General features: G+C 62.6%; 22 protein-coding genes, 1 pseudogene and 1 riboswitch. Of the genes and pseudogenes, 6 read left to right on the top strand and 17 right to left on the bottom strand.

What is annotated here, in order from left to right; genetic code table 11:
- Window positions 1–35 precede the first annotated feature (35 nt).
- The 3 genes from JQ597_RS22955 to JQ597_RS22945 all read right to left on the bottom strand — a co-directional run bounded on the left by JQ597_RS22955 (window position 36) and on the right by JQ597_RS22945 (window position 1704).
- Window positions 36–803 carry an SDR family NAD(P)-dependent oxidoreductase gene (locus JQ597_RS22955; RefSeq protein WP_212266769.1) on the bottom strand — a complete coding sequence of 256 codons (768 nt, stop codon included), beginning with the start codon at window positions 801–803 and terminating at the stop codon, window positions 36–38.
- Window positions 804–1021: 218 nt separating this feature from the next.
- Window positions 1022–1273, bottom strand: coding sequence for a hypothetical protein (locus tag JQ597_RS22950; protein ID WP_212266766.1), 252 nt, complete (start codon window positions 1271–1273; stop codon window positions 1022–1024).
- Between the two features lie 176 nt (window positions 1274–1449).
- Window positions 1450–1704: a hypothetical protein gene (locus tag JQ597_RS22945; RefSeq protein ID WP_212266763.1), complete on the bottom strand. Its 255-nt coding sequence runs from the start codon at window positions 1702–1704 to the stop codon at window positions 1450–1452.
- A gap of 285 nt (window positions 1705–1989) precedes the next feature.
- Between JQ597_RS22945 and JQ597_RS22940 the strand changes: the two genes are divergently transcribed.
- A complete protein-coding gene (locus JQ597_RS22940; protein WP_212033840.1) occupies window positions 1990–2430 on the top strand; it encodes a hypothetical protein in 441 nt (146 codons plus the stop codon).
- Between the two features lie 87 nt (window positions 2431–2517).
- On the opposite strand, the gene JQ597_RS22935 is transcribed toward JQ597_RS22940, so the two are convergent.
- The 11 genes and pseudogenes from JQ597_RS22935 to JQ597_RS22885 form a co-directional block, all read right to left on the bottom strand.
- Window positions 2518–3216, bottom strand: a complete 699-nt coding sequence (locus JQ597_RS22935) for a glutathione S-transferase family protein (protein WP_212266761.1) — start codon at window positions 3214–3216, stop codon at window positions 2518–2520.
- Between the two features lie 4 nt (window positions 3217–3220).
- Window positions 3221–3607, bottom strand: a complete 387-nt coding sequence (locus JQ597_RS22930) for a RidA family protein (RefSeq protein ID WP_212266759.1) — start codon at window positions 3605–3607, stop codon at window positions 3221–3223.
- Window positions 3608–4572: 965 nt separating this feature from the next.
- Complete coding sequence (locus JQ597_RS22925; protein WP_212266757.1) at window positions 4573–4869, bottom strand: helix-turn-helix domain-containing protein; 297 nt, start codon at window positions 4867–4869, stop codon at window positions 4573–4575.
- Window positions 4870–4976: 107 nt separating this feature from the next.
- Window positions 4977–5567 (bottom strand): hypothetical protein, encoded by a 591-nt coding sequence (locus tag JQ597_RS22920; RefSeq protein ID WP_249148121.1) that lies wholly within the window; start codon window positions 5565–5567, stop codon window positions 4977–4979.
- Window positions 5568–5660: 93 nt separating this feature from the next.
- Window positions 5661–6734, bottom strand: coding sequence for a CBS domain-containing anti-phage protein (locus tag JQ597_RS22915; protein WP_212266755.1), 1074 nt, complete (start codon window positions 6732–6734; stop codon window positions 5661–5663).
- Window positions 6735–6905: 171 nt separating this feature from the next.
- Complete coding sequence (gene thiC, locus JQ597_RS22910) at window positions 6906–8822, bottom strand: phosphomethylpyrimidine synthase ThiC (protein WP_212266753.1); 1917 nt, start codon at window positions 8820–8822, stop codon at window positions 6906–6908.
- A 217-nt stretch (window positions 8823–9039) separates the two neighbouring features.
- The gene (locus JQ597_RS22905) at window positions 9040–9648 is read right to left on the bottom strand and encodes a thiamine phosphate synthase (RefSeq protein ID WP_212266751.1); all 609 of its coding nucleotides are present in this window, start codon (window positions 9646–9648) and stop codon (window positions 9040–9042) included.
- Window positions 9635–10417, bottom strand: a complete 783-nt coding sequence (locus JQ597_RS22900) for a thiazole synthase (protein WP_212266748.1) — start codon at window positions 10415–10417, stop codon at window positions 9635–9637. Before JQ597_RS22900 ends, JQ597_RS22905 begins: the two co-directional genes overlap by 14 nt.
- Before the next feature lie 162 nt (window positions 10418–10579).
- On the bottom strand, window positions 10580–10777 hold the full coding sequence (gene thiS, locus JQ597_RS22895; protein WP_212266746.1) for a sulfur carrier protein ThiS: 198 nt from the start codon (window positions 10775–10777) through the stop codon (window positions 10580–10582).
- The gene (locus JQ597_RS22890) at window positions 10768–11781 is read right to left on the bottom strand and encodes an FAD-dependent oxidoreductase (RefSeq protein ID WP_212266744.1); all 1014 of its coding nucleotides are present in this window, start codon (window positions 11779–11781) and stop codon (window positions 10768–10770) included. Before JQ597_RS22890 ends, thiS begins: the two co-directional genes overlap by 10 nt.
- Window positions 11769–11907: riboswitch (TPP riboswitch) on the bottom strand. It overlaps the preceding gene by 13 nt.
- Before the next feature lie 236 nt (window positions 11908–12143).
- Window positions 12144–12608: pseudogene (locus tag JQ597_RS22885) on the bottom strand (transglycosylase SLT domain-containing protein); the annotation flags it as partial.
- Window positions 12609–12887: 279 nt separating this feature from the next.
- Here JQ597_RS22885 and JQ597_RS22880 point away from each other — a divergent pair.
- Entirely contained in the window at window positions 12888–13082 is a 195-nt protein-coding gene (locus tag JQ597_RS22880; protein WP_192738155.1) for a hypothetical protein, read from the top strand.
- Between the two features lie 163 nt (window positions 13083–13245).
- Here JQ597_RS22880 and JQ597_RS22875 read toward each other — a convergent pair whose 3' ends face one another.
- On the bottom strand, window positions 13246–14574 hold the full coding sequence (locus JQ597_RS22875; RefSeq protein WP_212266740.1) for an ATP-binding protein: 1329 nt from the start codon (window positions 14572–14574) through the stop codon (window positions 13246–13248).
- A gap of 2 nt (window positions 14575–14576) precedes the next feature.
- A complete protein-coding gene (locus JQ597_RS22870; RefSeq protein WP_212266738.1) occupies window positions 14577–15329 on the bottom strand; it encodes a response regulator in 753 nt (250 codons plus the stop codon).
- Between the two features lie 183 nt (window positions 15330–15512).
- Between JQ597_RS22870 and JQ597_RS22865 the strand changes: the two genes are divergently transcribed.
- The 4 genes from JQ597_RS22865 to JQ597_RS22850 all read left to right on the top strand — a co-directional run bounded on the left by JQ597_RS22865 (window position 15513) and on the right by JQ597_RS22850 (window position 17730).
- Complete coding sequence (locus JQ597_RS22865; RefSeq protein WP_212266736.1) at window positions 15513–16118, top strand: hypothetical protein; 606 nt, start codon at window positions 15513–15515, stop codon at window positions 16116–16118.
- Between the two features lie 132 nt (window positions 16119–16250).
- Window positions 16251–16628, top strand: a complete 378-nt coding sequence (locus JQ597_RS22860; protein WP_212266734.1) for a PRC-barrel domain-containing protein — start codon at window positions 16251–16253, stop codon at window positions 16626–16628.
- Window positions 16629–16767: 139 nt separating this feature from the next.
- Complete coding sequence (locus JQ597_RS22855) at window positions 16768–17325, top strand: PRC-barrel domain-containing protein (RefSeq protein ID WP_212266732.1); 558 nt, start codon at window positions 16768–16770, stop codon at window positions 17323–17325.
- A gap of 192 nt (window positions 17326–17517) precedes the next feature.
- Window positions 17518–17730 carry a dodecin family protein gene (locus tag JQ597_RS22850; RefSeq protein ID WP_212266730.1) on the top strand — a complete coding sequence of 71 codons (213 nt, stop codon included), beginning with the start codon at window positions 17518–17520 and terminating at the stop codon, window positions 17728–17730.
- 166 nt (window positions 17731–17896) lie between these two features.
- On the opposite strand, the gene JQ597_RS22845 is transcribed toward JQ597_RS22850, so the two are convergent.
- On the bottom strand, window positions 17897–19465 hold the full coding sequence (locus JQ597_RS22845; protein ID WP_212266728.1) for a DUF4403 family protein: 1569 nt from the start codon (window positions 19463–19465) through the stop codon (window positions 17897–17899).
- Window positions 19466–19536: the final 71 nt, after the last annotated feature.

The following is a 19536-nucleotide window of genomic DNA, read 5'->3' as shown; positions in this document are numbered from 1 at the left end:
TTGGGTTCCCGCACCAAATCGCGGGTCCCGTCGGCTCAGACCGTCCGGTAGCCGCCATCCACCATCACGATCGACCCCGACACATAGGCGGACAGATCGGACGCCAGGAAGACCGCGGGGCCGACAATGTCTTCGGCGGTGCCGGCGCGGCCGAGCGGGGTGTGGTCGACGAACACTTTTACCAGCGCCGGATTGCTGGCGCGGACCTTTTCGTTCAGCGGCGTCTCGATGAAGCCCGGGCCGATCGCGTTGACGCGGACGCCGTCCTTGCCGAGTTCGGCGGCGAGCGCCTTGGTGAAGCCGAGCACGCCGTGTTTGGAGGCGGTGTAGGCCGGCGAACTCGGCGTCTTCAGATGCACGAACGACTGGATCGAGCCGATATTGACGATGCGCCCCTTGGCGGCGCGCAGCGGTTCGAGGAAGGCATGCGTCACATTGAAAACACCGGTGAGGTTGATCGCGATGATGTCTTCCCAATCGTTGATCACGGCTTCCGCCGCGCCCAGCATGCCGTTGCGGCGGGCGATGCCGGCATTGTTGACCAGGATCGAGACCTGCCCGACTTTTTCGGCGACGCGCCTGGCGATCGCGACGCAGTCGTCGCGCCTGGTGACGTCGAGCAGGAAACTTTCGGCCTTGCCGCCGGCGTCGCGGATTTCCTTTGCCACGCTGGCCGCCGCCGCCTCGTTCATGTCGAGCAGCACCACGCGCGCGCCCTCGCTGGCGTAGCCTTTCGCGATCGCGCGCCCGATGCCGGAGCCTGCGCCGGTGATGACAGCGATGTGATTTTGGAGCAGGGGCATGGATGTTTCCTCAACGGTTCTGTTTTTGTGTGAGGATCATATTAGGATGCGGATCGCGGGCCGTCAGCCCCCGGACGGTGCTGGAAGCGCGGGGCAGGTGTGTGCGGAGCATGGAGCCGGCAGCGCGACGCGGCAGGCGTTTTTCAAAGCGGCAAGGCCGGCGGGGCATCACCCACCGGCCTTGATCGACGAAATGATGATGGTCGATAGGCGCAAGCTTAGATCTTGCAGGCGCCCTTCTTGAGCATGCCGTCCTTGATCGCGATCGCGGCGGCGAAGGTCGGGACCGGCTTGCTGACTGTCTTGTAGTTCGAGGGGATCGGCTTGCCTGGAATGCTCTCGTCCCAGATCTGGCAGGCGCCGGTGCCTTCCCAGCGGATCAGGTGAAACGCGGCTTCGGCAGGAGCGGTCGCGGCAAAGGCGGACAGTGCGATAGCGGCGGCGGCACTGAGAGCGGTAACTCGAAGCATGGGCAAAGGTCTCCTGTTGGGAAATGTCTGGCCGGCCCCCGCAATGCGTGCTGGCGGGGTCGGCGCCCGATGGGGATCCGGGCATTCATTGAGTGTGGCGAAAGCGTGATTGGTTCAATTCTTCCGCCACGAAAAAGGCCGGCGGGGCCGGCCTTGATCGAAGCGTCAACGCGCGCTCAGAACGAGCAGGTGCCGTTGTGCAGCAGGCCGTCTTTCAGCACCAGCGCATCGCCGAAGGTCGGCACTTCGCTGCCGACGACGACCGTGTAGTTGCCCGGATACGGCGCGGTCGGCACGCTCTGGTCCCAGATCTGGCAGAAGCCGGAATCCTGCCAGCGGATCAGATGGAAGGAGGCTTCGGCGGGGCTCATGGCGGCAAGCGAAGTGACGGCAACAGCGGCAGCGGCGGCGAGGAGGCAAAGACGGCGCATCGAGGGTCTCCTGAGCATCAAGGGGTTTGCAGCTCTCCCAGCCAATGAAATCCGATCGGGGAGGTGCCCGAGACGTCATGTCCCGGTCATGAATTATGTCCCGCAAGTGCCCGATTGGTTCAAAGCCGCGCGCCCAGAAATGGCCGGGCCTGAAGCGCGGTGGAACCCTGCAAATCGCGCGGCGTGAATAGGCTTTGTCGATCCCGTCAATCGGTTACAATCAGCCAGGCGCGACTCTGATTCACCGTCGCGGCGCTCGCTCTCCACCGCCTAAGGAAACACTCCATGAAGAAGTCATCCGCCATTCGTGTCGCGCTCGTTGCGCTGACGGCTTTCGCCGGCGCCGCGCTGTCCTCCGTCGCCCGTGCCGATGAGGGCACCATCGCGATGACGATCTACAAGGCCGGATGGGTCATCGGCGGCTCCGGCGGCAGCGGCACGCTGAACTTCCGCGGCAGGCGCTACGCGCTCTCCACCGGCGGGCTGGACTACGGCCTGGTGTTCGGCGGCTCGAAGACGGTGCTGCGCGGCCGCGTCAGCAACATCTACCGCCCGTCCGACGTCGCAGGCGTCTATGGCGCGGCGGGCGCGGGCCTTGCGATCGGCCGCGGCGCGCGCGCGATCGTGCTGACCAACCAGAAGGGCGCAGTGCTCGAACTCGCCGGCCAGCAGACCGGCCTGATGGCGAATGCGGATTTGAGCGGGCTCGCGATTACGCTGAGGTAACGCGAGGTGCGTAGGGTGGGTTAGGCGAAGCCGTAACCCACCATCTTTGCTCATCACGCGGTGGGTTACGCCTTCGGCTAACCCACCCTACGATTTCTTGCTCACCATCGCATGGATCGCCTCGCAATGGCGCACGAGATTGGGATGATCCGACACGAACGCCTTCAGCGGCGTCGGAATGGGTAGGAAGTGAATGTTGGCGATGAAGCCGTAGATGCCGGCATCGACGCTGGTCGGCGTCACCCCATGCACATATCCATCCGCCGGAATCAGATCGGCCAGCACCTGTAGATCCGCCAGCCCGCGCGCGTAGGCCTGGTCGGGCGTGTAGCGGCCGATGCCCTGGTAATAATAGCGCTGCGCGTTGTAGTCCCGCGCCTTGTTCAGCCCGGCCGCGTCGATCTGCGAATGCTGCGCCATGAAGCCGTCGCGGAACGCGGGGAAATAGCGATCGTCCTTCCAGCGCGAATACGACATCACCCAATAGAGATCGTCGAGCATGCGCGTGACCAGATGATCGGTCATGCGCTGCGCAAGTGTCAGCGCTGCGTCGATGGTGAGGCGATATTTTCGCACCAGATGCGCGATGATGGTCTCGCTGTCGCCGATCGTTTCGCCGTCGTCGACGATGTAAGGCAGCTGCCCGCGCGGCGCCGCCGAGGCGTCGAACACATGCTCATGGACGAACGGAACGCCCGTGAGCTTGAGGAAGGCGAACACTTTCAGCCCATAGCCGTTATTGTCGGCGACGCCGAACAGTTCTGGATAGGAATAAAGCGTCAGCATCGGCTCACCGCGCCTTCAGCGACGCCACGCCCTCGATCTCGATCAGCATCTGCGGGTTCGGCAGCGCCACCACCACGCAGGTGGTGCGCGCCGGATAGGGCGCCGGCCCGAACGCTTCCGCATAGAGCTTGTTCATGGTGGCGACATCGGATGCGCGCGTCAGCAGCACGTTGACCTTGACCAGGTCGCGGAACGTCGCGCCGGCCTCAACGAGGATGCGCTTGATGTTGATCACGACGTTGCCGAACTGCGCCTCGAACGTATCTGGCAGCGCGCCTTTTTCGTCGAAGCCGGGAATGCCTGAGATGAACAGCAGATCGCCGACGCGGGCAGCAAACGACAGCGGCGGGGACTTGATGCTGGCGGGAGGGAGGAAGTGCTGGATGGGCATGGGGCGCCTCGATATGTGAATTGTAGCCCGCATGAGCATAGCGACATGCGGGATTTCTACCAGTCCCGGATGTCGCTCGGTGCATCCGGGCTTTGCTACGTCGTCCCGGCGAAGGCCGGGACCCATACTCTGTGACGTTCATTGCGGCAAAAGGTATTTGACGCCAGCGGTCTCACCGATGGGCCGCGGCGTATGGGTCCCGGCCTTCGCCGGGACGACGTGGATATGACTTCGCATCCTCGCGGCACAATGCGCCCGAGCTTTTGAAAATTCTTCACCCTCAAAAAATAGAGGGCGCAGGGAATGCCGGATGCGCGCTGCACCCGCGGTCCCGTGTGCGGTTAGTGCTAAGTAGGCTGCACACGAGCATACAGGGCAGCGGAGAACATCCGACATTCCCTGCGCAGTGGCTTTACGGCTTATATCGTGCTCTCCCCGGCGACGAGTTCTTTGTTGTCACCGTCGCTGACGGATTAAGGCTGATCGAACCCGGTTGGGCCAACTTCACCTCCGCCAGCTTGACATCAGCAACGGATGCCAGGACCACACGGTTTTGCCGTACGCATTGGCGCCGTTCGTCTGCGTGCCGATGACCGCTCACGGCAAAACCGCCCTGCGATCTCGTTTCACGCCTGACGCCAACGCGTCCACCGCTCCCCGCCCAACGTCCGTGACGACGGCCGACGCCCTTCTGATCAGGGCGGGATGGACATACAGGAGCACTGATTTGAGGTTCGGTAAAAGAGAAATATTTTTTGTTTCGGGGCTTGACGCGATTTCAGTAAATCAGAACTGATTTGCCCGTCGGGTTGATTTGTCGCAGGTAGATCGCGAGATTGCGCTTGCGCGCGAGGCGACGCAGCTTCGTAGGGTGGGTTAGCGAAGCGTAACCCACCCTTGCGGAACCAATTCCATGTGTTCGCGAGAGTGGCGGATTACGCTCCGCTAATCCGCCCTACAACCCTCTACTCCGGCCCGGGAACGTCGAGCCCGTCGGTGGTGTACTGGCGGATCTTGTTGCGCAGCGTGCGCACGGAAAAGCCGAGCACCCGCGCGGCGCGCGTGCGATTGCCGTCGCACCGGACCAGCGTCTGCACCACGAGCTCGCGCTCGACCGCCTCGACGGTGGAGCCGATCAGCATCGGAACGATTTCATGGGGCGTAAGTTCGTGGGGTACAAGATCTTGGGGCGCAAGGCTTTGCGGATCCGGCGATGAAAACTCCGGCGCGCCGGAAAAGCGCTCAAGGGACTCTTGGGTCATCAACACCTCCCGATCAACGCTAGCCCCCAAACACGGAGCAGAAGCATCAGGAATCAACGGCCCCCAAGCCGCTGAGGGGAAGGTGGGCGGAAATGGTTAACGAAATGCTAACGGGAGAAAAAGAAGACCTGCGCTACTCCTGGTTGGAGCGCGAAGTTCTGGAGTTCCTGGTCTATAGCCCGCATGAGCCAACGGGTCGCGCGAATGCGCGCCCGATGACAGGCTCCGCGATATGCGGGATTCCCACCATCCCCGGACGTCGCTGCGCTCATCGGGGCTACGCTCGTTTCCTGCGTCGGCTGGCGCACCGGCTCCTTTGTCCGTTCTTCGGTTGCAGTCGTTTCCGCCGTCTTGCTCGATCGGACCATCAAAAATGTCCCCGAGAGCGTGGCGCCCGGCAGTCGCCAGCGGCCGCTGATCTCCGTGGCGTCGGAATTGACCGCGCCTTCATAGAAGACCTTGTCATAGCCGTAGCCCGGCGGTTCGTACGTCTTGACGAACGACACCGCGCTGCCGGAGCGCTGACCCGCGATCGAAGCGTTGTGGCTGCTCACCGGGCAGCCTGATGTCATGCAAGGTTCGGTCACGCTTCCTCCGAACGCGCCACCGGAATCGATGAGCGTCGCCAGAAACGTGACCATTCCAAGTGACGGCTGAATATAGGTGCCGTCCCAGACACCGGTGAGATCGTCGGTCATTTTTGGTCCTGTAGGGTGGGTTAGCGAAGCGTAACCCACCGTTTCTGCGTCGGCAAAGTTGGTGGATTGCGTTACGCTAATCCGCCCTGCGAGCTACTTGCTATCGTTTGAAGAAATGATGCTTTGGATTTGATTTAGAAATTTCTTGAAATCCCTCAAGCTGTCCAATTCTTTTTGGAGGACGCCATCCGAGTCGAAGTGCATTACGTCATTACGAATCCGCCGAATGTTGTCCAAATCCTTGCAAAAGCTCACTCTATCGATAGCGAGACCGAATTTCGCCCATCGCTCAGGTTTCTCTAGCAACCTCAAATAGTCGCCGAATGCCAAATCGTCAGGGCCTTGTATTTCTCTTGCATCACTTGGATCTCTTCCCTCAATGAGATCGGCGCTAGAAAAGCGATCCGCGATCAGGCCACGCAGCAGATTTTCGATCTCGCCCAACAAGAGGAACGGTTCCGCAAGCAACCTAAATTGTTCACTCAGATCGCTAGCGGTAATTATTCCACTAACCTTATTATCTTCGCCGCGTACCAATACGTATTGATGCATCACGACAATAGGGATCGCGTCGAAAATCGAAAAACTACTTCTGATTTCGTGATGCGGTTCCATGAAATTACGAGCTGCATCGCCTGGAGGCTTTGATAGGGCCAGCCGAGAACCTATCGAAGCCCATGTTATGACTCCTTTGACGTCCCTTTCGTTTGTCATTACCGGCAATTGTGAGAAATTTTTCAGCAGCAGTATGCCAACCACTTCCGCCAAGGTGCTGTCGGGCTTTACGCTAATGATCGCTTGGTTCGCGGGCGCCAGTTTACTTATTCTGTAAGTCGGATCTCTGCGGACCCAGTCAGAGCTTGCTTCTGTTCGGTCGGTTTGCGCCTCTATTTCGTCCGCAATTGTATCTTTGATCGCTTTGTCTTGCCCCGGAAGCGGAGGAATTGGCACTGTTGGTAGCAGGTGAAGCGGCGCATCAATATAGTTGGATTCAAAGTCGGGCACTGTCACGAGATTATGTAACTCTAGCTCGCGCCGTATCTGCCGAACGATCGAGTAACCGCGCCTTTGGGCGTTAAACCACGATAGAAACTCTCGCGTAGTTACCGTAGGTGAAGCTTCTCCGCTTGCTACTTGTTCTGAAATTATCGCGAGGTTGGTATTCATGTGTGCTCAATTCTATGTGCTATCAATAATCAAGCGGATGAATTCTATTATAGATAGTTTGTAAGGTTAGATGCAATCGTCCTGATTAGAAAAGGCCGGGCTCTCGCCCGGCCTTCCACGTTTCCGATGGATGCCCGGGTCAAGCCCAGGCATGACGAGCCTCGGGTGCGACTACAACACCCGATTGCTCTCCTTCACCTTCTCCGCATCCAGATACACCTGCCCGCCCATGTCCTTGAACTTCTGCGACATGGACGCCATGCCGTCCTCGATCACGCCTGACATCGACATGCCGACGCTGCCGGCGACCGCGCGTTTGTCGGGGTCGTTCAGCGTGGCGGCGTAGTCGCGCACGTCCTGCGTGATCTTCATCGAGCAGAACTTTGGGCCGCACATCGAGCAGAAATGGGCGACCTTGTGGGCTTCCTTCGGCAGCGTTTCGTCGTGGTAGGCGCGCGCGGTTTCCGGGTCGAGGCCGAGGTTGAACTGGTCTTCCCAGCGGAAGTCGAAGCGGGCGCGGGACAGGGCGTCGTCGCGCAGCTGGGCTGCCGGGTGGCCCTTGCCGAGATCGCTGGCGTGGGCCGCGATCTTGTAGGTGATGACGCCGACCTTGACGTCGTCGCGGTTGGGCAGGCCGAGATGCTCCTTCGGCGTCACGTAGCACAGCATCGCGCAGCCGAACCAGCCGATCATGGCGGCGCCGATGCCTGACGTGATGTGGTCGTAGCCCGGCGCGATGTCCGTGGTCAGCGGGCCCAAGGTGTAGAACGGCGCCTCGCCGCATTCCTTGAGCTGCTTGTCCATGTTGATCTTGATCTTGTGCAGCGGCACGTGGCCGGGGCCTTCGATCATGACCTGGCAGCCCTTCTTCCAGGCGATCTGCGTCAGCTCGCCGAGCGTCTCCAGTTCGGCGAACTGCGCGCGGTCGTTGGCGTCGGCGATCGAGCCCGGCCGCAGGCCGTCGCCGAGCGAGAACGAGACGTCGTACTTGCGCATCAGGTCGCAGATCTCTTCGAAGTGGGTGTAGAGGAAGCTTTCCTTGTGATGCGCCAGGCACCACTTCGCCATGATCGAGCCGCCGCGCGACACGATGCCAGTGACGCGGTTGGCGGTGAGGTGGATGTAGGGCAGGCGCACGCCGGCGTGGATGGTGAAGTAATCGACGCCCTGTTCGCACTGCTCGATCAGCGTGTCCTTGTAGAGCTCCCAGGTCAGTTTGACGGGATCGCCGTCGCACTTCTCCAGCGCCTGGTAGATCGGAACGGTGCCGATCGGGATCGGCGCGTTGCGGAGAATCCATTCCCGCGTGGTGTGGATGTTGCGGCCGGTGGAAAGGTCCATCACGGTGTCGGCGCCCCAGCGGATCGCCCACACCATCTTGTCGACTTCCTCCTCGACCGACGAGGTCACGGCGGAGTTGCCGATATTGGCGTTGATCTTGGTCAGGAAATTGCGGCCGATGATCATCGGCTCGAGTTCGCCGTGGTTGATGTTGCAGGGAATGATGGCGCGGCCGCGCGCGATCTCAGAGCGCACGAATTCGGGCGTCACGAATGCGGGCACCGCGGCGCCGAAGCTCTCGCCGTCGGCCAATGCGGCTTCCGCGCGCTCGAGCTGCACCTTGCGGCCGAGGTTTTCGCGGGTCGCGACGTAGATCATCTCCTTGGTGATGATCCCGGCGCGGGCGAATTCGAGCTGGGTGATCATGTGGTCACCTGTCCCGCGCAGCGGCTTGTGGTGCGCGGTGAAGGCCTTTGCGGCATGGGAAGCGCCGACATTGCCATTGTCTTCGGGCTTGATGTCGCGGCCTTCATACTCCTCGACGCCGCCGCGCTCCTTCACCCACTCGATGCGCGCGCGCTTCAGGCCGGCGTTGACGTCGATGGTGACATCAGGATCGGTGTAGGGACCGGAGGTGTCGTAGACCGGCAGGTTCGGCTCGCCGGCGCCTTCGCTCAAAATGATCTCGCGCAGGGGAACGCGCACATCCGGCGCCTCGTCGGGCGTAACCCAGATTTTGCGCGAGGCGGGCAGCGGCCCGGTGGTGACGGCGGGCAGGGTGGTGTCGGGGTTGGAGCGGATGTTCATGTTATCCTCCGTTGAATTTGTTGTCAGTTTGTCCGGCCCGCTACGCGGTCCGATCCTGGAATAGAGTTCGTGGCGCGAGCCCCCACCCGTCGCGCGCTGACGCGCGCGCCACCCTCCCCCGCAAGAGCGGGAGAGGGAAGACAAGGGCGAGGTCCGCTCCCTCTCCCGCTCTTGCGGGGGAGGGTTGGGGTGGGGGTGTCTCCGCGGGCGATATACATCACGCAGCCTTCGACTGTTCGCCAAGCCATTGCTTCACCCGCGCGTCGGGGTCGGTATTCTGGGTGACGTCAGAGACCACCGCGATCGAGTCGGCGCCGGCGGCAAAGATCTCGGCTGCCTGTTCGAACTTGATGCCGCCGATCGCGACCAGCGGGATGTCGCCGATGCGCTTTTTCCATTCGGTGATTTTCGGAATGCCCTGCGGGGCGAAGCGCATCGATTTCAGCGTGGTCGGGAAGATCGGCCCGAGGGCGATGTAATCCGGCGCTGCGCGCAGCGCGGTCGCCAGTTCCTCGTCGTCATGGGTGGAGATGCCGAGCGTCAGTTTTGCTTTGCGGATTTCGTCGAGATCGGCGTCGACAAGATCTTCCTGGCCGAGATGCAGATGCTCCGCGCCGGCCACAATCGCCGCGCGCCAGTAATCATTGACCACGAGTTTTGTGGACGTGCCCTTGGTGACCGCGAGCGCGTCGCTGACGATCTGCAGCGCCTCGGAGTCATTCAAGTCCTTGGCGCGCAGCTGGATAGTGCCGACGCCGAGGGCGGTCAGCCGGGCTACCCATTTCACGCTGTCGACGACAGGATAGAATTTATCAGGATACGGCATGCCAGAACGGTGTCCCGATGACAGGGGTTGAAGGGGAGGCGAAATCGCGAGCTTCCATCAGCCCGGCCTCATAAGCGGTACGTCCAGCCTCGACGCCGAGACGAAACGCATTCGCCATCGCGACGGGGTCGGCGGCTTTTGCAATGGCGGTGTTGAGCAGCACCGCGTCGTAGCCGAGTTCGAGGGCGTGGGCCGCGTGCGACGGCGCGCCCAAACCGGCGTCCACCACCAGCGTGATGTCAGGCAGCCGGTCGCGCAGCAGTTTTAAGGCATCGCGGTTGGTGATGCCCTTGGCGCTGCCGATCGGGGCTGCCCATGGCATCACGACCTTGCAGCCGGCGTCGACCAGCCGCATCGCAACGCCGAGGTCTTCGGTGCAGTAGGGAAATACTTCAAAGCCGTCCTTGATCAGGATGCCGGCGGCCTCGACGAGGCCAACCACGTCGGGCTGCAGCGTGTCGTTGTCGGCGATCACTTCCAGCTTGATCCAGGGCGTGCCGAACAATTCGCGCGCCAGTTTTGCGGTGGTGACGGCTTCCTTGACGCTGCGGCAGCCCGCGGTGTTCGGCAGCACTGACACGTCGAGCTCGCGGATCAGCGACCAGAACGCATCCCCGGTCTTGCCGCCGGCGGCTTCCCGCCGCAGCGACACGGTGACGATGCCAGCGCCGGAGGCGCGGATAGCGCCTTGCATGATCGCAGGCGAGGGGTAGAGCGCGCTGCCGATCAGGAGGCGGGAGGAAAAGGTTTTGCCGTAGAAGTTCAGCATGGCGATAACATTCCGTTGTCGTCCCGGCGAAGGCCGGGACCCATACGCCGTGACATCTCGTTAAGGCACGGTGTCAGAGACCTTTCGTAACCACGCAGGCCGGTGGTTATGGGTCCCGGCGTTCGCCGGGACGACGGGTGGAGAGAGGTTGCGATCATCAACTCACCCTCCCTGCCTTGGCGTGATGATCTCGATCTCGTCGCCGCTCTTGATCGGCGTCTCGGCCCAGCGGCTCTTCGGCAGCACGTCGTAATTCAGCGCGATCGCGAAATGCGTGCCTTCGTATTCGAGCTCGCGCAGCAGCGCATCGACGCTTGACGCGTTGATCTCTCGCGCCTCGCCATTGATGGTTACACGCATTGCATCACCTCATTGTCGATCACGCCGCGCTTGATGTAGCCAAGCGTCAGCTCTGCCAGCGCCGGGGCCAGCAGAAAGCCGTGGCGATAGAGTCCGTTGACGGCGATCTTTTCATCGTTGATGGCGATCCGCGGCAGATTGTCGGGAAAGGCCGGGCGCAGCCCCGAGCCGAATTCGACGATGCGCGCTTCGGCGAATGCCGGATGCACCGCGTAGGCGGCGCCCAATAGTTCCAGCGCCGAGCGCACGCTGACGCCGGTGTCCTCGGCTTCGATCGAGGTCGCGCCCAGCATGAACCTGCCGTCGCCGCGCGGGATCACATAGAGCGGCCAGCGCGGATGGATCAGCCGGATCGGGCGCGCCAGTTCGACCTCTGAGGTCTCGACGATGATCATCTCGCCCTTGACGCCGCGCAGCTCCGGCTGCGCGTCTCGCGCGGCGACGCCGCGGCAATCGATCACGAGGCCGTCGAGATCGTCCGCGCTGGCGTCATGGTCAAACTTGATCTGGCCGCCGGCCGCGGCGATACGCGCGTGCAGTTCCGGCAGCACGCGCCGCGGCTCGACATGGCCTTCATCGGCGTAAAACAGCCCGTCGCGGAAACGGCCTTCCAGCGACGGTTCGAGTTCGCGCAAAGCTAGCGCGTCCAGCCTGACATGGCCTGACGTGAGTTTGGCAAAACGCTCGAAATCGGCGCGGTCGCGCGGATGCGCCACGACCAGCGATCCGTTGAACGGCGTTTCCGGGAAATGCTCGCGCCAGAGGTCGAGCGAGCGGATGCCGAGCCGGCCGATCACGGGTTCGGACGCTTCGGCCTCGCACCAGGGCGCCAGCATGCCGCCGGCCCAATGGCTGGTGGACAGCGTCATCGCGGCGTCACTGCGCTCGTACAAGGTGACAGCGTGGCCGGCCTGCGCGAACAGCAACGCCTGCCACGCGCCGGCAATGCCGGCGCCGATAATAGATACAGGGGAATCCCCCCGCGGTTTGAAACCCTGAAACATCCCTGTCCCTTCGCCGGCATGACCCGGATCAGGTTCAAAGGGTCACCGCGGTCCCAAACCGTGCCATTTGGCAGGTCCAAGCTTGCGGTATCTCAGCTCCTCATCGGAGCTCCCCTCGGAACAGGTCTAATGTAGGCCGATGTGGGGGCGTGTCAACGCGGCTTGGCGCCGTTTGCACCTGATAAGGCGTCTGGCGGGTGCGGAACTTGCGGCTTCGCCTCGGCGAGTTTCTTCGGACGCTTCTTCGGGATCGGGACGAGCGTCGCTGCTGCTTTCGGCTTTTCGACCGCCTCGGCCGGTTTCAAAGCTCCTTTCGGCTCAATAGCGGCTTCCTTCGCCTCCTCCGGGGCGTCCCTGGCCGGCGCGATGTCCCTTGGCGGGGCGCTGGCCAGCACCGGTCCGGGTTGGTTCAGCCGTTCCAGCCGCTGGCGCTTTGCGACGTAATAATAGCCGCTGGCGTATAAACGCACGGCGCGGGCGTGGTCGCTGTTGGCGGCGCGCCAGGCGCCGGCGAGGTATTTCACGCCATAGGTGAGATTGGTGTCGGGATCGCGCAGGCCCGCCGCGTCGCCGGTGTAGCCAAGGCCGCGTGCGGTCGGAAGCTTGATCTGCATCAGCCCGATGGTGCCGCCGCGTCCGACCAGATCCGGATGATATTTGCTTTCGCGAACGATTACGCGATGCACCAGCGCTTCCGGCACATTGTTGGCGCTGGCATGGGCGGCGACAAGGCTTTCATATTGCGAACGCTGTTGCGCCGCAGCTGGTGGCGCAACCAAAAATGCCGCGACGACGGGAAACGAAGTCAGCTTCAGCAAAGCTTTCATCAACAAATCAAAGCCTTCATCAAAGAGTCTCGAGCGCAACTTGCGCGTTAACGGTTTGCGTATCACGATTATTGCGGAGGATCGACCGGCAATAGCGGAAAAATTCGACGCCATTGCGGCGATTGGTTCGAACAGGATTGCGGCGATTCGTCCGAGCATGAATGTCGTGCAAATGATTCGAGGAAGGTTTAAAAGACTTCGCGACAGCGTGTTCAGTTTCGACAGCAAAGCTGTCTATTTCAAATACAAAACAAGAATATCAGCGAGGGGAGATGCGCCATGGCTCGATTGGATTCCAGCTATTTGCCCCGTGAGAATCCCTGTGCCCAATGCGGAACGCCGATCTCGAGACCCGACTGGATCGAAAGCAACGCGGGCCGTACGTCCTTCCTGTGGTATTGCCGCGCCTGCGACTATCAGTTCGAGGCGGTCGCGATCTACGAGGAATCGCATCCGGATTCACTGGCGGCCTGAATATCTCGTCCCTCTCCCCGCTCTTGCGGGGAGGGGGTCGGGGTGAGGGGCTCTATCAGCGAGCGTTGGCAGCAGAGGGACCTGTACCCCCTCACCCGGATTGCTTCGCAATCCGACCTCTCCCCGCAAGCGGGGCGAGGTGACCAAGCTCATCCGCCAGAAACTAAGCCGCAACGCTCTGCTGATGAACCGGCAGCTGGATGCGCACCACCAGCCCACGCGGCTGCCGGTCGTGCAGTGACAGCGTGCCGCCATGGGCGAGCACGATGGCGTTGGCGATGGAAAGGCCGAGGCCGAAGCCCGCGGCTTCATCCATGTTGCGGGCGTCGTCGCCGCGCACGAACGGCTCCAGCATGTTCTGCTTCTGCGCATCCGAAATACCGGGGCCGTCGTCTTCGACGTCGATCGTGATCTGATCGCCCGATACGCGAAGACGGATGACGGCCTCGGCGCCGAACCGCACGGCATTTTCCACGAGGTTTGTAACGCTGCGGTGCAGATCGTCGGGCCGCACCGTCGCCATCGCATGCGCGGGGCCGTCGTAAGCGACCTTGCGTCCCATGTCGCCGAACTGATCGGTGATCAGTTGCAGCGTGCTGGCGACGTCGGCCAGCGTCATCGATTCAAGCCTGCGGTCGTTGCGCAGGAACGACAGCACCGATTCCAGCATCGCGCGCATCTGGTCGAGATCGTCAAGCATGCGGCTGCGATGGGTTTCGTCCTCGATGAATTCGGAACGAAGCCGCATTCTTGTGATCGGCGTGCGCAGATCGTGGCTGATGGCGGCGAGCATTTTGGTGCGGTCGTCGATCAGGCCGGTGATGCGCGCGCGCATCCGGTTCAGCGCCCGTGCCACCGAGCGGATTTCCTCCGGTCCGCGCTCGGGCAGCGGCGCCGCCGCGCCATTGAGGCTGAAGCTTTCGGCGGCCTTTGCGAACGACGACAATGGCGCGGTCAGCGCGCGAGCCGCCCAAAGGCCGAGCAGGGTGACGCTGATGACCGCAAACAGCAGCGTCATCATCCACGGTCCGCCCAGGAAGGGTGGTGGCCGGTGCTGGTCCGGCATCACATTCGCCGAAACCATCGCGCCGTCCGGCAAGGCCACGCCGATCTTGCGGACGTCTCCGTCCGGCGGCAGCGGGAAGATGCGAAAATCGCGGCCGAGCCGCCGCTGCAGGCCGCGCAGATTGCCCTCGGGTTCGCGCGCCTCCGGCGTCAAGCCCGGCGGCAGGATCTGGATCCCGAGTTGCGGAAAGGCGCGCGCGATGTCGCCTGACAGCCGCGGCCGTTCGGAGGCAGGCGCCGCGCCGAGCAGTTGGACGGCGCTGGCGAGCTGGCCGTGCCCGCGGTCGAATGAGGGATCCGGCTGGTCCGGCCGGTGCAGCCAGAAACCCGCCGTGATGATCAGATGCAGCGCTGCGATCGAGACGATGACGAGGGCCGCGATCTGGCCGCTGATGCCGCGAAGATTCAGAAAGCCCAAAAGCTTCATGATCACCTGCCGCCGGCGGTCACCGCCTCGACTCCTGTCGCGTCAACTCTCGGCGTGAACATGTAGCCCCCCGAGCGCACCGTCTTGATCATGGTGGCTTCCAGCGGATCCGGTTCGATCTTGCGGCGGATGCGGCTGACCAGCACGTCGATAGAGCGCTCGAACGAGCCGGCGTTGCGGCCCTGGGTGAGGTCGAGCAGGCTGTCGCGCGACAGCACGCGGCCGGGCCGCTCGCAGAAGGTCCGCAGCAGGTCGAATTCGGCGCTGGTCATGGCGACGCGCGCGCCCTCGGGATTGCGCAGCTCGCGCAGCCGGCAGTCGATCCGCCAACCCAGAAATGTCAGCACGCTTGCGCCTTCGACCGCGCTGGCGGTTTGCGCGGCCGCCTGCCGGCGCAGCACCGCGTTGATCCGCGCCAGCAATTCGCGCGGGTTGAACGGCTTGGGCAGATAATCGTCGGCGCCCATCTCCAGGCCGAGGATGCGGTCGACGTCCTCGCCGCGCGCGGTGAGCATGATGATCGGGGTCTGCGACGTCGCGCGCACCTTGCGGCACAGGCTGAGACCGTCCTCGCCCGGCAGCATGACGTCGAGGATCAAGAGGTCGACGCGATGGTCGGTCATGGCGCGGGCCATCTCCCGGCCGTCGCTCGCCGTGGTGACGTTGCAGGAATTGTTGCGCAGATATTTCGCGATCAGCGTGCGCGTCTCGCGGTCGTCCTCGACGACGAGGATGTTGGGCTGTGCCTGGGCCATGTCGACCTTTTGTCGGTGATTCGGGGGTGCGGGCGAAGGATTTTTGTTTCCCAATGTTTCCAGATGGAGTCGGGCAATACGGGGCAACAGGTCAGGGAGCGGCTGCAAAGACCTCGTTAAGACCGTTAACCCTACGGTCGTGACGTCTCTTACCACCGCTTGCTACGAAACTTTGGAGCCATCATGACCTCGATTTCGGCGGCCTCGGCCCAGTCCTACCAGTCGCCCCTTCAGAAGTTGCAGAACGAGTTGCTGTCCGAAGTCAATTCCGGCGTCATCAGCTCGTCGGACAAGGATGCGCTGTCGGCGGCGCTGACCGATATCGACTCGGCGATGCAGTCCAGCCGGGCCAGCGACCAGGCCAGCGGCGTTCGGCCCTCGCCCGAGGAGATGAAGTCGAAGATCGACGATCTGATCAGCAGCCAGGTTTCCAGCGGCAAGCTGACCAGCGAGCAGGCCACCGAATTGCAGGGCGTCTTCAAGGCCGCGTTCGCCAATGGCCCCGGCGGGGCTGGTCCTGGCGGACCGGGTGGTCCGGGCGGACCGGGTGGTCCCGGCGGCGCCGGTGGTCCGCCTCCCGGCGGTCCGCCGCCCGCTGACGGCGCGTCCTCGAGTGACGACACTTCTTCGAGCACCACTTCGCTCGACGACATCCTCAAGCAGTTTTTGCAGACGCTGCAGGAATCACTGTCGGCGTCGTCATCCACGAGCTACAGCGCGACCGGCAGCTCGAGCACATCGAGCACCAGTGCCTCGTTCTCGGCGCTGCTGATCGACTACCAAAGCTGATCTAGCCAACGCAGCGATACGTCGCAGCCATCCTTCCTTGCTGAAAGGGAAGGGTGGCTGTCTCATTTTGCGGTGCGGGAACCGGCCACCGGCTGGAGCGTTAGATCATTGATTTTATGTGTGGAGGGTCCGATGGCAATCGACGTCATGACCAAGCCGCATCAGTTGATCGCGAGCGATCGTGTCGAAGGCACCGCGGTGCGACGACCGAACGGCGACATGATCGGGCATATCGAACGGCTGATGATCGACAAGATCTCCGGCAAAGTATCTTACGCCGTGTTGAGTTTCGGCGGGTTCCTGGGCATGGGCACCAACCTGCTTCCGTTGCCCTGGGGCCGGCTCAGCTACAACACCAAATTCGAAGCTTACGAACTCGACATCGACGATGAAGAATTGAAGCGCGCGCCGTCGTTCCGCGCCGACAAGGATTTCGATTGGGGCGATCGCGCGCAGGAAGCGGAACTGCATCGCTACTATGGCATGCCGCCATACTGGAGCGGCTTCTAGCGCGCTTTCGAGCGAAGTGGGTACCGGGTTCGCGGTGAAGAAAGCGCGTCCAAAGAGAACTCTTGTCGCATGTTCCATTGGAACACTTGTTCATGTCACGGGTTTTCTCAGCACGATTTCGAAACTGAGGAGAACCGATATGTTAGCCAAATATACCATCGCCGGCCTGGCCGGTTCTGCGTTGCTTGCGACTGTCGCGTTCGCGCAATCACCGACGGCTCCCGCTGAAACCAGCAAGGCACCTGCGCCCGCCGCTGAAATGAGCAAGGCGCCAGCGCCTGCGACAGCGTCGGACATGTCTTCGTCGTTCCAGGGCACCTGGCGCGCCTCGAAGATGGTCGGCCTGAGCGTGTACAACGACAAGAATGAAAGCCTTGGCTCGATCAACGACCTGCTCACCGACAAGAGCGGTGACATCAAGGCCGTCGTGATCGGCGTTGGCGGCTTCCTCGGCGTAGGCGAGCATCTGGTTGCGGTGCCGCTCGACAAGGTCAAGTTCGTGATGGAGCCCGTCGCCTATACCGGCGCCGCAAATACGCCCGCCAGCGGCGGCGCACGGCCGGGATCGACCACGACCACGGGTGCGGCCACGGCGCCTGCGGCAAAGCCGAATCCCTGGTATCCGGATCACGCCGTACTCAGCGCGACCAAGGATGAGCTGAAGGCGATGAGCGAGTTCAAATATACGACCAACTAGGCTCGCGACCTTAAGTTACGACTGATCTGGAAAGGCCGGTCGGCATCATTGCCGCCCGGCCTTTTGTTTTGCTGAAGCTCGCTCTGCGTGCAATTGCTGCACCGCATCCTATCAGGTCTGAAATCCCGATGTTAGGCTGAGGCGCGGCAGGAGCACCTTAAGTCCTGCCTGTAACATCAACGGGAGGACGACATGGCTGAGAGCGTCTACAAGGTGATTGAGCTGATCGGTACCAGCAAGGACTCCTGGGAAAAGGCCGCGACCGCGGCCGTCGCGAGGGCCGGAAAGTCCTTGCGCGATCTTCGCGTCGCCGAAATCGTGCAACTCGATCTGCAACTGGACGCCAAAGGCAAGGTCGAAGCCTACCGCGCCAAGGTGAAAGTCTCGTTCAAATTCGAAGGTTGATATACGCGGGTACCCACCACCGTCATGGCCGGGCATAGCTGTCCGAAGGACGGCGTCGCTTCCGCTAGCCTATGCCCGGCCATCCACGCCTTTTTCTTGCTTGATGGAAGTCAAGACGTGGATGCCCGGCACAAGGCCGGGCATGACGACGGATAAAGCTGTTCTCTCACAATCCCGGCAGCGTGGTCACAAACACATTGATGGCGCCTTCGGCTTCCGCGATCACGCGCAGCGTTTTCGAATCGAAGGCGATGTCGGCCAATCTCAGCTTGGTGATCTCGGCGGCGACGCGAATGCCGTCCTCGTTCTTCTGGAAGTCCGCGATCACGGCGGCGATCTTTTTCTGCGCATTACTGGCGAACGGCTTGAGGTCGACGGTGGCCTTGTCCGCCAGCGCCTTCTGCAGATGTGGCATCGCCGCGCGCGCCGCGGCGCCGAGCAGGCCGAACGCCGCTTCCGACTCGACCGCGAGTTCGACATCGGTCAACCGCAGGGTCTGCTGTGTCTGATCGAGCACCGGCTTGCCCCAGATATGAACATTGGCCTCGCCGCCGAAGCCGAAGAAACTCTTCTTCTCCTTGGCGTTCACCAACAGCGAAATCAGCAGGCGATTGCCGGATGCCGCCACCGTGGCGCGCTTCACGGTGACGTCGACTGAACCCGAACCGTCCTCGGGAAAGGTCTTTCCGGCGAACTGCGCCTCGACGATCTTGTTGATGTCGGTGAAGGGCATGTCGACGGGGACGCCGATGGCAACCCGGCCCGGCGTCGGCGGCACGATCGAGATGGTGGCGGGGAACGGGCAACTGGGCTTGGTCTCGACCGGGGTAATGCGGGTCTCCGCCTCGATGCCTAGCGTCAGTATCAGCGCCTGCGCGTCGACGCGCGGTTGGGCCGCGATCGCCCTTGTCGGCCGCAGCTCCAGCCACAGCGCCGGCAGAGAAGAGCTGGTGCCGGTGCCCTGCAGCGGGATCGAGCGACAGGCCTTGGCCCATTGCACCTTCGCGTTGTTTTCAAACGCGGGATCGTTACGCATCCGCGCCTGCACCAGGTTGATCTGATCGGCGACCGTCTTGTCGATCAGCGGCTTGACCTGGGCCGGCACGTTGATGCGGGCACCGGCCATTGTAACGCTGGTGTCGCCCAGATTCACCTGCGCGGCGAGATTGGGCTCGATGCGCCAGGCGGCGGCGATCTTCGGCCGCGCGGTGATGACGACATTGCCCTTGATCTCGGCTGACGCGTTGAGGTTCTTGATGTTCACGCTGCCGATCTGTTTGGCGACGTTGCCGCCGAGCAGGCCGCCGAGCGCGTCGCCAACCGCCCCCGTTGCCTTTGCCGACAGCGAACCGGTGACGTTAAGCGTCCCGGTCAGCGGCGTCGTCAGCGTCAGCAGGTCCTGCCCGCCGGTCGCGGCGATCGGGCCGCGCGAGGCGGTCCAGCCGATATCGGCGTTCTGCAGGATCTGCGAGATGGGATTTTCCGCCTTGCCGTTGAAGGCGCGCGGCGAACCGCGATCGGCGGCGTCGCGGATCGCCGTCAGCGCCACCGCGATCGGCGCCATCACGGTGGAGCTGCGCGGGGCGGGAGCGAGCGGCGGCAATTCGACAAGCACCGGCGGCTTAACCGTGCCGCTCGGCGCCAGCCAATCCATAGCTTTCAGGCTGATCAGAAACGAGACCGCGATTACCGCGACCCCGATCAGGATCGTTTTGGAATGCATCGGCAGACGCATCGTCCCCCCGGACCGATTGAATTACTTCTCTTACAGGGGCGGCGAGGGGGGCGCCAGAGTGGGCCGGAACT

This window comes from Bradyrhizobium sp. AUGA SZCCT0177, assembly GCF_018130125.1.
In the GTDB taxonomy this organism is placed as follows: Bacteria; Pseudomonadota; Alphaproteobacteria; order Rhizobiales; family Xanthobacteraceae; genus Bradyrhizobium.
The sequence above is the reverse complement of the archived record's forward strand: the minus strand, read 5'-3'. Positions and strand labels throughout refer to the sequence as shown.

Bases quoted from the DNA above. Each gene is read 5' to 3' on its own strand.
- JQ597_RS22915 (WP_212266755.1), bottom strand. From the start codon at position 6,734: ATGAATACCAACCTCGCGATAATTTCAGAACAAGTAGCAAGCGGAGAA.
- JQ597_RS22940 (WP_212033840.1), top strand. From the start codon at position 1,990: ATGAAGAAGTCATCCGCCATTCGTGTCGCGCTCGTTGCGCTGACGGCT.
- JQ597_RS22905 (WP_212266751.1), bottom strand. From the start codon at position 9,648: ATGCCGTATCCTGATAAATTCTATCCTGTCGTCGACAGCGTGAAATGG.
- JQ597_RS22865 (WP_212266736.1), top strand. From the start codon at position 15,513: ATGACCTCGATTTCGGCGGCCTCGGCCCAGTCCTACCAGTCGCCCCTT.
- JQ597_RS22870 (WP_212266738.1), bottom strand. From the start codon at position 15,329: ATGGCCCAGGCACAGCCCAACATCCTCGTCGTCGAGGACGACCGCGAG.
- thiC (WP_212266753.1), bottom strand. From the start codon at position 8,822: ATGAACATCCGCTCCAACCCCGACACCACCCTGCCCGCCGTCACCACC.
- JQ597_RS22845 (WP_212266728.1), bottom strand. From the start codon at position 19,465: ATGCGTCTGCCGATGCATTCCAAAACGATCCTGATCGGGGTCGCGGTA.
- JQ597_RS22875 (WP_212266740.1), bottom strand. From the start codon at position 14,574: ATGAAGCTTTTGGGCTTTCTGAATCTTCGCGGCATCAGCGGCCAGATC.
- JQ597_RS22935 (WP_212266761.1), bottom strand. From the start codon at position 3,216: ATGCTGACGCTTTATTCCTATCCAGAACTGTTCGGCGTCGCCGACAAT.
- JQ597_RS22925 (WP_212266757.1), bottom strand. From the start codon at position 4,869: ATGACCCAAGAGTCCCTTGAGCGCTTTTCCGGCGCGCCGGAGTTTTCA.
- JQ597_RS22860 (WP_212266734.1), top strand. From the start codon at position 16,251: ATGGCAATCGACGTCATGACCAAGCCGCATCAGTTGATCGCGAGCGAT.
- JQ597_RS22900 (WP_212266748.1), bottom strand. From the start codon at position 10,417: ATGCTGAACTTCTACGGCAAAACCTTTTCCTCCCGCCTCCTGATCGGC.
- JQ597_RS22855 (WP_212266732.1), top strand. From the start codon at position 16,768: ATGTTAGCCAAATATACCATCGCCGGCCTGGCCGGTTCTGCGTTGCTT.
- JQ597_RS22850 (WP_212266730.1), top strand. From the start codon at position 17,518: ATGGCTGAGAGCGTCTACAAGGTGATTGAGCTGATCGGTACCAGCAAG.
- JQ597_RS22945 (WP_212266763.1), bottom strand. From the start codon at position 1,704: ATGCGCCGTCTTTGCCTCCTCGCCGCCGCTGCCGCTGTTGCCGTCACT.
- JQ597_RS22920 (WP_249148121.1), bottom strand. From the start codon at position 5,567: ATGACCGACGATCTCACCGGTGTCTGGGACGGCACCTATATTCAGCCG.
- JQ597_RS22890 (WP_212266744.1), bottom strand. From the start codon at position 11,781: ATGTTTCAGGGTTTCAAACCGCGGGGGGATTCCCCTGTATCTATTATC.
- JQ597_RS22880 (WP_192738155.1), top strand. From the start codon at position 12,888: ATGGCTCGATTGGATTCCAGCTATTTGCCCCGTGAGAATCCCTGTGCC.
- JQ597_RS22930 (WP_212266759.1), bottom strand. From the start codon at position 3,607: ATGCCCATCCAGCACTTCCTCCCTCCCGCCAGCATCAAGTCCCCGCCG.
- JQ597_RS22950 (WP_212266766.1), bottom strand. From the start codon at position 1,273: ATGCTTCGAGTTACCGCTCTCAGTGCCGCCGCCGCTATCGCACTGTCC.
- JQ597_RS22955 (WP_212266769.1), bottom strand. From the start codon at position 803: ATGCCCCTGCTCCAAAATCACATCGCTGTCATCACCGGCGCAGGCTCC.
- thiS (WP_212266746.1), bottom strand. From the start codon at position 10,777: ATGCGTGTAACCATCAATGGCGAGGCGCGAGAGATCAACGCGTCAAGC.